10 protein-coding genes are annotated in these 12,127 nt (G+C 61.1%); 1 reads left to right on the forward strand and 9 read right to left on the reverse strand.

Annotated features, from left to right (window positions below; translation table 11 throughout):
- On the forward strand, positions 1-433 hold a 433-nt coding region (locus VGI36_13200), incomplete at its 5' end, for a hypothetical protein (GenBank protein HEY2486100.1).
- A 61-nt stretch (positions 434-494) separates the two neighbouring features.
- On the opposite strand, the gene VGI36_13205 is transcribed toward VGI36_13200, so the two are convergent.
- Genes VGI36_13205 through VGI36_13245 form a run of 9 tightly spaced genes read right to left on the reverse strand, consistent with a single transcriptional unit; the run spans position 495 to position 11,697 of the window.
- A complete protein-coding gene (locus VGI36_13205; GenBank protein HEY2486101.1) occupies positions 495-1,319 on the reverse strand; it encodes a cytochrome c oxidase assembly protein in 825 nt (274 codons plus the stop codon).
- 22 nt (positions 1,320-1,341) lie between these two features.
- Positions 1,342-1,677, reverse strand: coding sequence for a cytochrome C oxidase subunit IV family protein (locus tag VGI36_13210; GenBank protein HEY2486102.1), 336 nt, complete (start codon positions 1,675-1,677; stop codon positions 1,342-1,344).
- A complete protein-coding gene (gene ctaD / locus VGI36_13215) occupies positions 1,674-4,148 on the reverse strand; it encodes a cytochrome c oxidase subunit I (protein ID HEY2486103.1) in 2,475 nt (824 codons plus the stop codon). The genes VGI36_13210 and ctaD overlap by 4 nt, the downstream gene beginning before the upstream one ends.
- A gap of 12 nt (positions 4,149-4,160) precedes the next feature.
- Positions 4,161-5,183 carry a cytochrome c oxidase subunit II gene (gene coxB, locus VGI36_13220; GenBank protein HEY2486104.1) on the reverse strand — a complete coding sequence of 341 codons (1,023 nt, stop codon included), beginning with the start codon at positions 5,181-5,183 and terminating at the stop codon, positions 4,161-4,163.
- A complete protein-coding gene (locus VGI36_13225) occupies positions 5,180-6,391 on the reverse strand; it encodes a hypothetical protein (protein ID HEY2486105.1) in 1,212 nt (403 codons plus the stop codon). The genes coxB and VGI36_13225 overlap by 4 nt, the downstream gene beginning before the upstream one ends.
- A 15-nt stretch (positions 6,392-6,406) precedes the next feature.
- Positions 6,407-6,919, reverse strand: a complete 513-nt coding sequence (locus tag VGI36_13230) for a DUF3341 domain-containing protein (protein HEY2486106.1) — start codon at positions 6,917-6,919, stop codon at positions 6,407-6,409.
- Positions 6,916-8,274, reverse strand: a complete 1,359-nt coding sequence (gene nrfD, locus VGI36_13235; GenBank protein HEY2486107.1) for an NrfD/PsrC family molybdoenzyme membrane anchor subunit — start codon at positions 8,272-8,274, stop codon at positions 6,916-6,918. The genes VGI36_13230 and nrfD overlap by 4 nt, the downstream gene beginning before the upstream one ends.
- Complete coding sequence (locus VGI36_13240; GenBank protein ID HEY2486108.1) at positions 8,275-11,172, reverse strand: molybdopterin-dependent oxidoreductase; 2,898 nt, start codon at positions 11,170-11,172, stop codon at positions 8,275-8,277. It abuts the gene before it with no gap.
- 12 nt (positions 11,173-11,184) lie between these two features.
- The gene (locus VGI36_13245; protein HEY2486109.1) at positions 11,185-11,697 is read right to left on the reverse strand and encodes a cytochrome c3 family protein; all 513 of its coding nucleotides are present in this window, start codon (positions 11,695-11,697) and stop codon (positions 11,185-11,187) included.
- Positions 11,698-12,127 lie beyond the last annotated feature (430 nt).

Below are 12,127 nucleotides of genomic sequence, written 5' to 3' on the forward strand. Positions count from 1 at the left end.
GGCGGCGGGACTGGGAATCGCCCTGTCTTTCGCCGGCGGTGACAGTGCGCTCGGCGCGCGGCTCGCGCCGGCTTATGGCGCGATGGGATTGCTGGGATTCTTCTCCAACTTTATCGTCGGAATGTCCTACCAGCTCTTCCCCGGATTCGTGGCTCGGGCTCGGACCAGCGCCAGCCGGGCTGGGGTGAAGATCGCGGAAATCTCGATAACCAGGACCCGACTCTTCGTGTTCCTCACCTTAAACGGCGGCGTACTGCTGTTGGCGGTCGGATTTGTCGAGAACGCAGTCCATGTCGCACAGATGGGTGCCGCGATGATCACCGTGGCGGGCCTGGTTTATTCTGCCGTCACGCTGTGGACGCTGAGCTTCGCCTTTCGCGACTCGATCCCTCGGGCAGCGCAGGAGACAACCTTGCGAATCCTGCCAGAGTGAGCTCGGGATTTGGAATCTCCGCGCGGGCGGGGCGCCTGTATCCTTTAACCTGGACGGAAACTCAAGCGCTCGCCGGCCGACCTTGACCTACCACCCGAAGAGGTGGACTCGGAGATTCAGACAACACCGGCGTGTCCTGGTCCTCCTGGCGGGACCACCTATAAAAGATAGCGGTGAATACCCCCATCAGATAGGTGCCCTGCCCTATCCACATGAGCAGGCCGCCAAGGATTTGATCATCCATCGGTCTTAGGCCCCATCCGTGCGGGCCTTCGAGGTACCAGGGATAGATCAAGTGGCTTGCCAGGGTGATCGGCGCGGCCACAGCGGTCATCGGTATCAGCAGCAGAAACACATACATCACCTGCGCTGGATACGAGAGACGCGGCATCTCGGGCAGCGGGCTTAAGAGCGGCCACCACATCAGCACTCCGCTTACCATGAAGCAGAGGTGCAAAAAGATGTGGAAGTCTTCATTGCGACACATCAGATCGAATACGGCCGGGAAGTGCGCAGTTACGAACACCGTTGAAAAAAGAAAAAACGCGACCAAGGGGTTGGTAAAAAAGCGCGCGAACGGACGGATGGCCTGGCTCATGACCCACGGTCTGAGCATCCAGCCGGGTGTTCCGAGGAGCAGCAATGGCGGAATGACGAAAGTCTGCAGCAGGTGCTGCAACATGTGCATGAAAAAGATCCGGTCATCGGCGAATTCGTCGATTGCGGTATGAGTGAATAGAATCACCAGGAGCGCGAGTGCAAACCACGCTGCCTGGCGGCGGCTCGGACGCCGGCGCGCCAGCCAGCTCGCACCGCAATAGAGCATGGCGAGCACGGCACAGCCGATTGGAACGCTTGGATGCTCGCCGAAAAAATCAAAGTTCATGGCGAATCTTCCTGGCCGGGCCCTACGCTAAATGGTGCGACAGGTAGGCGAATAGCATCAGCAGCGCCGCCGCCAGCAGCGCCGCAATCATCAGCGGAAAAATGAAAATCCCACTGAGCGTCCAGCTATCGTACTTCAGATGCATGAAGAACATCGCGATCAAGGCGAACTTCGCCGCAGCCAGGATCAGCAGGACCGGCACGATTACCGTCTTCAGAGCCGGCACGTAGAAGACAGTGATTTCCATACCAGTCAGCACGACCAGGAACACCGCGACAATCAGGTAGATACCGACGCCCGGATGATGCGCCGTTTCGGCCTGCGCGTGAGGGGCTATAATCTGCGTCGCTTCGCTCATGCCCCCTTAACCTGCTGCATCAAGTAGACCAGCGTGAAAATGACTACCCACACTACATCGACGAAATGCCAGTACAGTCCCCCAAGCTCGACCGACAAGGCCCGCGACTTGTCGAATCTGTCGCTGAGCGATGCCCACCACAGGGTCGCGAGCCACAACACCCCGATACTCACGTGAAAGCCGTGGAATCCGACCAGCGTGTAGAACGACTGCCCGAACAGGTTGGTCTGGAGCGCCAGCCCCTGGTGATAGAAATGCGTGAACTCGTAGGCTTCCACTCCCAGGAACACGAGGCCCAGCGCGATGGTGCAGCCCAGCCACACGCGCATCCAGCGCTTGTCGTTACGCTGAATCGCCGCGAGCGCCAGCACCATCGCCAGACTCGACATCAACAACGCGAAGGTACTCACCGAGGTCAACGGAATCTCCAGGATGCTCGCGTCGGGAAAACCTGTGTTGCGACCCTTGTACACGACGTAGGTCGAAATGAGGCTGGCGAAGAATACGCACTCGTTGCCCAGGAACGCCCACAATCCGACCTTGCGGGGATCAACGCCGCCGCTCGAGGGGGCGGAATCGGGGTCGTGCGATTCCTGGCCGTGCTCCGGATACTCAAATCCGAGCCCGACGACGGCGACGAACAAGGTGATTGCGCCGATGATGATGATGCGCCATTCGCCAATCACCAGCCCGACGCCCGCCACTCCCATCGCGAGCGCGATGACCAGCGGCAGAATCGATGGTGAGGGCATGTGAATAGGCTCGATGGGCGGCGAGAGCTGGCTCTCCGGCACCGGCGGGGTCTGCCCCCCCATGAACATCGCGACGCCGCGTGAGCCCGCGCGCCCATACTTCATTACCCATAGAGCGTCACGCCCCCGGACTTCAGGCACTCGCGCGAAGTTGTAGGCTGGAGGCGGCGATCCGACCGACCATTCGAGGCTGCGGCCGTCCCACGGATCCGCGGGCGCTTTGGCCCCCGAACGCAGCGAGCGGAAGATGTTGATGTACATCACGAGGAAGGCGAGGCCGAGAATGAAGGCGCTGACGGTTTCGAGCTGGTTTAGGTGGGTCCAGCCGAGACCTGGAGCGTAGGTGTAGATCCGCCGCGGCATGCCCCACATTCCAAGGAAGTGCATCGGGAAGAAGGTGCCGTTGAAACCGATTATAGTGAGCCAGAACTGAAGCTTGCCCAGCGCCTCGCTCATCATCCGGCCGGTCACTTTCGGCCACCAGTAGTAGAAAGCGGCCAGGATCGCGAACATCGACCCACCGAAAAGCACATAGTGAAAATGTGCGACGACGAAATAGGAGTCGGTCTGCTGCAAATCGACCGGCGACGACGCGTGCATGATCCCCGAGAGACCACCCAGGGTGAACTCGATGACCATCGCTAGCGCAAAGTAGAATGCCGTCGTCATCCGCAGTGAGCCGCCCCACACGGTTGCGATCCAGCTAAAGATCTTGATGCCGGTTGGAATCGCGATCAGCATCGAGGTGATTGCAAACGCACTGTCCGCCACCGGACCCATCCCGGTCGCAAACATGTGATGGCCCCAGACTCCGTACGAGAGGAACGCGATCAGCACCAGCGAGTAGGCCATCATCGGATAGCCAAACAGTGGTTTGCGCGCGAACACCGGAAGCACCTCGGAAATCATTCCGAAGGCCGGCAGTGCCATGATGTAAACCTCGGGATGGCCGAACAGCCAGAACAGGTGCTGCCAGAGAATCGGGGTGGCGCCATACGCCGCCTGGTAGAAATGCGTCCCGAAGAACCGGTCGAAGGTGAGGAAGATGAGGCCAACAGTCAGCGGTGGGAATGCGATCAGGATCAGCACGACCGTAACCAGCATGGCCCACACGAACATGGGCATTCGCATGTAGCTCATCCCGCGCGCGCGCATCGTGACGATAGTCACGAAGAAGTTGAGTCCGCTGAGCACCGTCGAGACGCCGAGAATGAGCAGTCCGACTACCCAGAAGTCTAGGTTCAGTCCCGGCGAGAAGTACCGCTCGGTGAGATTCGCGTAGCCAAACCATCCGGCATCGGGCAGGCCGCCCCACAGCCATCCCAGGTGGAGGAATAACGCACCGACCAGGAAAATCCAGAACGACAGCGCATTGATGCGCGGAAACGCGACGTCGCGCGCGCCGATCTGGAGCGGGATCAGAAAATTCGCGAAAAAGCCGACCTCTAGCGGCATCACGACCAAGAAGATCATGGTCGTGCCGTGCATCGTGAAAATTTCGTTGTATACCGCCGCCGAGAGCAGATGATGGTCGGGCGCCCAAAGCTGCGCCCGAATCAGCATCGCCTCAATTCCGCCCACCGCCATGAAGACCAGCGAAGCCGCGCAATACAGGACCGCGACCCGTTTGTGGTCGACGGTCGTGAGCCATTCGAGCAGGCCCCCGCCCTGCAGGTAGTTCAGCGGTTCCGGCGGTAACGGTTTGGGCTGGGCAGCCATTGGCAGACTCCGCTACTTCAGACTCTCCAGATAGGCGACCAGATCGTTCAATTGCTCTCCAGCCAGTCCGAGCCTGGGCATTTGCGCTCCGGGTTTGATGGCCTCCGGATCCGTAACCCACTTCGCCACGTTCGCCGGGGTGTTGGACAGGACTCCCCCAGCCAGCGTCGTGCGCGTGCCAAAGTGCGACAGGTCGGGTCCGATGTATCCCTTCGAGACACCGTCGATACGATGGCAAGTGGTACACGGACTGTTGGCAAAAATCTTGGCGCCTGCGGTGGCCGCTGGCGAGGCGTTCTGGTTCGCGGCCGCCGGTGCAGCCAGCGCAGATTTTTCCCACGAAGCGAATTGGTCCGGCGTCTCCACCATCACCCGGAACCTCATGTTCGCGTGCGACAGACCGCAAAACTCGGCACATTGCCCCAGATAGGTACCGGGGACAAAGGCTTCCAGCGTGAGCTCGTTCATCTGTCCGGGAACCACGTCGCGCTTGCCGCCGAGCTGCGGCACCCAGAAGCTGTGAATCACGTCGTCGGAAAGCAGGTGCAAACGAATAGGACGGCCCGTCGGGATATGTAGTTCGTCGGCGGTCTCGACTCCAGAATCCTGGTAGTTGAATTCCCACCACCACTGATGGGAAATCACCTTGATCTCCAGAGAACCTGCCGGCGGAAAGCGCGGTTGCGAGCGGAAGATGGTTCGCACCGTGGGAATCGAGATCATCAAAAGAATCAGCGCGGGACCGACGGTCCACGCGACTTCCAGCCCCAAATCCGACGCGGCCGATGAGGGCGGCGCCGCTTCTCCAACTCGGGTTGAGAAAACGAACACCGCCAGGATGAAGGCGGTCACCACGATCGCAAGAATCAGAGCGTCCCACAGGGTGACCTGGATGAAGAGATGATAAATCCACTCGGCCAGATCAGATTTGGGCGCAAGCGTGGTCATCGGCAGTTCGCGCCCGGTGGCACAGCCGAAGCACGCCGCGGCGGCGCCCACGGCCGTCGCACCAACTAAAAAAGCGCATCGGCTCATTCGTGCTCCTCCCAGGGCTCGGCCAGCGCTGCCGCCGCGGTCAGGTTCAGGCCTGGCAGCGAGCACAGGATAAAAGCGCCGAAAAATCCCAGCGTGACGAGCAACTGAACCCATCCGAACGGAATCGCACGCGGCGATAGCGAGGGCACCACGAGCAGGTATCGTTCGAGCCACACGCCCACCAGCCCGCCGCACGCAATGGTCCCCAGAATCGCTGGCGATTTCTTGGGGCGCACACCCAGCAATACGAGGAACGGAGCGACCCACATCAGGATCACTACCGCGTAGGAAATCGCTTCCCACGGCATATGGTAAACGCGGTGCACGATGAAGAAGGTCTCGACCGGAATATTTCCGTACCAGATCACGATGTATTGCGAGAAAACCAGGTAGACCCAGAAAATCGAGAACGCGAAGACGAGCTTCCCGAGATCGTGGAGCACGGTGGGATTGCGAAATGCGTTATGCGCGCCCAGACGCGCGCGCAACACGACTGCACTCACCGCGGTGGCGACGATCGCACTCCAGAACGCGCCCCCGAAAAAGTACCAGCCGAACAGCGTGCTGTGCCATTGCGGGGCAAGCGACATCACCAGGTCGAACGCAATCAGCGAGTAGACCACCGCGAAAAGAATCGCGAGGGCGACCGCGGTTCTGCGGGTCGCGGGCGGTGGCATCTCAATCTCGTTGGAGTTGCGCTGCCAGGCGGCCGCTTGTGGGCCGCGCGACAGCCTGACCAGCATCAGGCTGAGCACGGTCATGAGCGCGAGTCCGACCCCGTCGCGCGCGAACAGAAACGGAGTATTGAGCCAAGCCGCCTTCTGTGGAATCGGGTGTAGCACCCACGGAAAAATCAGCGTGCGGCCGAAGTAGAGCCCCCAGAAAAGAATGAAGCCGAGGGGAATGAATCCTACGAACGATTCCGCCAATCGATACTGCGTGGTCCCCGCCCATCTCCCCTGCGTCAGATAAAAGGCAGCCGACAGCACCACCCCACCCTGGGCGATTCCGAGCCACACCAGCAGATTCACTAGGTATGCCTGCCAAGCGCGATCCGCCTGGCCGCTGGCCAATCCCAGCCCGAATCCAACGATTCCCAGGAGCACCAGCACCCCAAGGAGAACTTTGAATGCAAGGCCGGCCACCGGCTGGGCCGGGACGGTTCGCTCCTCAATCGAAGTACCGACGGTTTGCGGCTCAGAGCTCATTTCCCTCCGCGCAGCCTAGGCCGCCTCGCGTCCGACTTCCTCTGCGCCCGCGTCCCTGAGAATCGATTCAAATCGAGTGCCGTCGCCCTCTTCGCATCGCACCACGACGCCGAAGCGGTCCTCGCTGAAGCGCGACGAATACCTGGCATCGATCTCGAAGGCGGGAACCCGCGCGTTAAACAGAAAACTCAGCACCGCCGAGATGCCACCAAACAACACCATCAGCTCAAAGATGATGACGATAAACGGCGGCCACGACACGATCGGCTTCCCGCCCACGACCAGGTTCCACTCCCACGAAGTGCCGATGGTCAGCGCCAACGCGCTGATCACGCCGAGAATCCCGCCGGTCAGCACGAATGCGCGCACCGGACTTTTGGGCTTACCGATGGCGTGCTCGATATGGTGGCTCGGGATCGGCGAAAAAACCCGCATCGCGATCGGCTTGGCCGAGCGCAGCTTCTCGACACAGCCGGCGCATCCGGACTCGTCTGCGAAAGAACCGATTATTTCCACCGGTGCGCTCATGCCGCGCGCGAATAATCTTTTCGAAGCGACTTGCGCAGCCACACGATCCCCTCTTTAAGCTCGGTCATAGAGACGATCGGGAGGAAGCGTGCAAACAACGAGAACAACCCCAAAAACCAGCCGAAGCTCCCGGCCGTGATCATGATCTCCGTGATCGAGGGGCGGAAAAACGCCCATTGCGAGGGGTTGAAATTGGTCGCCAGGGAGCCCGCGATAATCACGAAACGCTCGGTCCACATGCCGACATTGACGAACAACGAGATGATCCAGAGCGCGGTAAGGTTCACCCGGATGCGCGGCGAAAAGAGCAGGAGTGGGATCAGGCAGTTGCACAGCACCATCACCCAGAACAACCATCCCCAGGGACCGAAGTAGCGCATATAAAACGTCATCTGCTCGATCTTGTCGCCGCTGTACCAGGCCATGAAGGTTTCGACCGAGTACGAATAGGTCACCACCAGCGAGGTGAGCAGCACCACCTTGGCCAGGTTGTCGAAATGCCACGGGGTCAGCAGGTCCTCGATATGCAGCCACCGGCGCATCGGGACTAGCAGGGTGATAACCATCGCAACCCCGGAAAAAATCGCCCCCGCAACGAAGTACGGGGCAAAGATCGTGCTGTGCCATCCGGGGAGCTGTGCCATCGCGAAATCCCACGACACTACGCTGTGCACCGACAGGACCAGAGGCGTGGCAAGTCCCGCCAGGAGCAGATACGCCATCGAGAAATGCCGCCACTGCTCGTCGGTCCCCTGCCATCCCAGCGCCAGGGTCGCGTAGAAGGTTCTGCGCCAGCCGATCGCGTGCTCGCGCGCGTTGGCGACATCGGGAATCAGCCCCATGAACAGGAACAAGGCGCTGATGGTCAGGTAGGTAGAGACCGCGAAGGCATCCCACACCAGCGGCGAGCGAAAATTCGGCTGCAGGTAGCGTTCGTTCGGATACGGCAGCAGCCAGTACAGGTTCCAGACCCGCCCGAGGTGGATCATCGGGAACAGTCCGGCCGTGGCAACCGCGAACAGCGTCATGGTCTCGGCGGCGCGATAGACCGCGGTGCGCCATCGTGTGCGGAATAGAAAAAGAATCGCCGAGATCAGAGTGCCGGAATGGGCGATTCCCACCCAGAACACAAAGTTGGTGATGTACATCGCCCACATGACCGGCTGCCTAAGACCGGTCACACCCAGACCTTCATAGATCTGCCGCGTCCACAGCGCCGCGCCGATTCCGACCAGCACGAAACAGAATCCGACCCATATCCAGTAGGCGAGCCCCGGCATCTCCATGACGCGGAGTACACTGCGATCGATATCGCGAAAGGTCGGTGCGACAGGTTCCTGGACCGCGGCAGCCACTTACGCTTTTCCTTTCTCGCGATACAGATCGCGCAGATATACGATCGCGGGTTGCGTGTTCAGCTCGACCAGCGACCGATAGGCGCGCGGCTGGTTCTCGACTCGCCGCTGCATCATCGCGCTGTGTTCATTTTTCATGTCGCCAAATGTGATCGCCTTGGCGGGACAGGCCTGCGCGCAGGCTGTGATGATGTCAGAGTCACGCAGGGGGCGCTCCTCAATTCGTGCGCTGATTTCGGCGTGCTGAATGCGGTGAATGCAAAAGGTGCACTTCTCCATCACGCCGACACCCCGCGCCGTGACATCGGGATTGAGCTGTAAATTGAACGGCTGGGGCCACTCGGGCAGAAACCAGTTGAAGCGGCGTACTTTGTAGGGGCAGTTGTTCTCGCAATAGCGCGTGCCGACGCAGCGGTTGTAAACCTGACCATTGAGACCCTCGCGGGTGTGGTACGAAGCGAAGACCGGACATACCGGCTCACACGGCGCGTGATTACACTGCTGGCAGAGCATCGGCGACAGGTAGACACTCGGCCCCGGCTCGCTGGGGGTGGGAAAGTAGCGCTCGATGCGAATCCAGGACATGATTCGCCCGCGGCTCACCCCTTCCTGACCAACGATCGGCACGTTGTTCTCGGCATAGCAGGCTGCGACGCAGGCACTGCATCCGGTGCACGCGTTGACGTCAATGGTCATGCCACACTGACGCTCGTAATCAAAGGGCGGGTACATTTCGTACGGCTCGGGTGCGAGCGGTCGTTCGGCAACTTCGCCACCGCGCGCCAGTTCCTCGATGGTCATGGCCTCGACTAGCGAACGTCCCATCAGCTCGCTCTTGCCCAGCGGCGTGACCAGTTCGCGCGTGGTCGCGGTCGGGTTTGCCTTGACCGCGATGTAAAGCGCGCCGGGCTCGATAACTTCCCACGGATTGGAGCCACGATCTTTCGCATAGCGACCGTAGGATCGATGTCCCTGACCCAAGGGAACCGCGATCACTCCCGGGTGAACCCGATTCGAGAGCAGCGCCGGCGCGGAAATGACGCCGTGCTCGGTTCGAAGCTCCACAACCTGCTCCTGCGCGATGCCGAGTTTCTGCGCAGTCGAACTATGAATCTCGGCCCAGTTGTCCCAAACGATCTGGGTTATTGGCTCGGGAATCTCCTGGAGCCAGGGCTTATTGGCCCCGTCGCCGTCGTAGAGAAAGATATGCGGGAAAGTTAGCAGCGTAAGCTCCGGCGAGAGGGCCGAGGGAGTCGGCGTGCGGAGCGCGGCGGGATTCAATGTTACCGCCGCCGGCTTCGCATCAGTGAACATTCCGCCCTCGCGGCGCGCCGTGGTCCAGAAATCCTCGCTCGACGCGACTGCTTGGGAAGCCATTGCGAGCCAATCCGACTTCACCACCTCCTCGGTGGTAGTGCCGGGCAGACTGGTGGCGCCCGCCGCTTGTGCCGCCGCCAGCAGGATGTCGCCGGTCGCGCGCGAGGCGAACACCGGCTGCATTACCGGCTGTCCTAGACCGCGCACGTGCGCTCGCGGCCAGGTGTCGCGCCACGATTCAAGCGGGTGGTGAGCGGGCAGCAGCAGACTGGCCATCATCGCCGTCTCATCGGGAACCTCGCCGCACCAGACCACGCATGGAACCTTCTGCAGCGATTCCGCGGCGCGTAACGCGGGCGGCATTGTGAAGACCGGATTCCCCCCCGCGACAATCAGCACATCGATCTTGCTGTCACGCAGCGCGGTCATCGCCGCCGCCACTTCCTCGGGCGCGGTCGCACTCTCGGGTGGCGGGCCCTCGAGGAACACCATCGTGCGCCCCAGGTTTCCGGTCACCGCATTCAATACGTAGGCCGCGCTGTGAAGCGTCTGGTCGCTGCCGCCTGCCAGGGCGACCGCGCCTTCGGCCGTGCTGAAGGCTTCCGCCATGCTGGTGATCGCTTCTACGGAGACCTGAGTCCGCTGGCTCACCGACGCGGGATCGTAGGCGGCAACCATGGTGGTGAGCGCGTTGAGATCAACGTTCGAGTTCTGCGACACCCAGCGCTGCGCGATGAGCACGTGCAGGATGGCCCATGCGACCTGAGCCTCCTGCCCCGGCGCAATGGGTACCCATCGATCGCATCTGCCCGCCGTCATGCTCATCCGCGGTCCAACATAGAATGAGCGTCCCATGTCGAGGCCGGTTCGATGCTGCCTTGGGGTTCGGAACGCCGCGAACTGGCGCGCGTATTCGACCGGGGAGTCTCCGTTTTCCAGGAAGTCGCAGCCGAACGAGACCAGGGTTGCGGCCTGATCGATGCGATAGATCGGCAAATCGCGCCGGCCGAACAAGGCTTGCGCGGCCGCCCGCCGCGGTTCGGTTGACAGTGACTCGTAGTAAACGGCACGGCTTGAGCCGAACGAGGTCAGAAATGCGGCGACGATTTTCGCGAATGCGGGACCGCGCGGTGCGCCGAGAAAAGCGACCCGCTCCTTGCCGGCCTCAACCGCCCGATGGAGACGATCATTGAGCTGGCGGCCGGCTTGATCCCACGAAATTCGGACCAACGAACCGCCCTTACCGCGCAGCATTGGAGCGACCAGTCGGTCGGGATTGTAGAGCCCTTGCAGCGCCGCCTGACCACGAGCACATATCGAACCACCGGCGATTGGATCGACGGGATTTCCCTCCAGCTTCGTTACCCGTCCTTCGCGAACGGTCGCGACGATGCCGCATCCGGCCGCGCACTCCGCGCAAGTCGTCGCGTAGTAGGTGGGCATTCCGGGAGTGACATTTTCATCCGGGACGACGTAGGGAATGAGCCTGCGCGCCGCCGGCTTGCAGCCGGGAAGCGCCGTAGCCGCTCCCGCGCTGGCTGCCAGTTTGATAAAGGATCGCCGGGACAAACCATCGAGCATCGGATCCCCCGTTCAATGGTGACAGGCGACGCAATCCAAGGTCGCCTGTCGCTGCGTGTGACATTCCACGCAAAAACCCATGTTGATTTCTATAACCGGCACCACTCGATCCATGGTCTCCACCGGTCCGTGACAGTGCTGACAAGCGACGCCCGCATGAATGTGCGCGCGATGCGTGAACTTCACAAAGTCGGGGAGGGTATAAACGCGCTTCCAGCGGATTTCGAAAGGCGGCTGGCGGTGATCGTTCCAGGCACGGGTGACGGGCTGGATGCCGCCGGTAATTCCGCTCCCGTGGCATCCGACGCAGCGCGCGATCGGCGGTACCCCCGAGTTGTCGGATCGCCGCGCGTACTCGTGACAGTACTCACAGGGGATCTTGTTGATGCCGGCGTGGATCCGATGGCTGAATGGAACCGGCTGGACCACGTCGGCGCGTGGCAGCCACGGCCGCTGTGAAACGGCGATAACGCCGACTCCGCTGAGCAGCAGGAGGGCCGCGAGGGGCAGGAGCGTCCGGTTCATCTCGGCATACAGCGGTCAAACAGCGGCCGCACGCGGAGTTCAGCGACAAACCTCGGTCCGCGCGCTCCACTCGGAGCGCGGAACGAACAGCACACGCGCCAGGGTTGTCACAGGGAACGGCAAAACCGAACCCTGTTTATGTTCAACTGCGTAAAATGTCTAAAACAAAAATCGCTGTCAAATGAGAAGCGTTGATAGCTTTGCTTCGGACCGCAAGCTTTCGCACGTGATCGTCCGAGTGATCTCGGCCTGAGCACGGACCGCTTACGTTGCACGTTTTCTGGTCCGTCCACCTCAGCGATGGCCGGATAGAGGTCATGATGGAGATCGTCTTTCCGCCCGAATTCCAAAGGAAACGAATCGCTGACTCGACTGAGGGGGCTGACGGAGCCGGCGGCAGTGAATTTTGCGGGTCGATTGTGAGGAAATG

The organism is Candidatus Binataceae bacterium, from assembly GCA_036495685.1.
GTDB lineage: Bacteria > Desulfobacterota > Binatia > Binatales > Binataceae > JAFAHS01.

What these genes read in the sequence shown, in the direction of transcription:
- VGI36_13205 (HEY2486101.1), bottom strand. Translation starts at nt 1,319, where the DNA reads ATGAACTTTGATTTTTTCGGCGAGCATCCAAGCGTTCCAATCGGCTGT.
- VGI36_13210 (HEY2486102.1), bottom strand. Translation starts at nt 1,677, where the DNA reads ATGAGCGAAGCGACGCAGATTATAGCCCCTCACGCGCAGGCCGAAACG.
- ctaD (HEY2486103.1), bottom strand. Translation starts at nt 4,148, where the DNA reads ATGGCTGCCCAGCCCAAACCGTTACCGCCGGAACCGCTGAACTACCTG.
- coxB (HEY2486104.1), bottom strand. Translation starts at nt 5,183, where the DNA reads ATGAGCCGATGCGCTTTTTTAGTTGGTGCGACGGCCGTGGGCGCCGCC.
- VGI36_13225 (HEY2486105.1), bottom strand. Translation starts at nt 6,391, where the DNA reads ATGAGCTCTGAGCCGCAAACCGTCGGTACTTCGATTGAGGAGCGAACC.
- VGI36_13230 (HEY2486106.1), bottom strand. Translation starts at nt 6,919, where the DNA reads ATGAGCGCACCGGTGGAAATAATCGGTTCTTTCGCAGACGAGTCCGGA.
- VGI36_13240 (HEY2486108.1), bottom strand. Translation starts at nt 11,172, where the DNA reads ATGCTCGATGGTTTGTCCCGGCGATCCTTTATCAAACTGGCAGCCAGC.
- VGI36_13245 (HEY2486109.1), bottom strand. Translation starts at nt 11,697, where the DNA reads ATGAACCGGACGCTCCTGCCCCTCGCGGCCCTCCTGCTGCTCAGCGGA.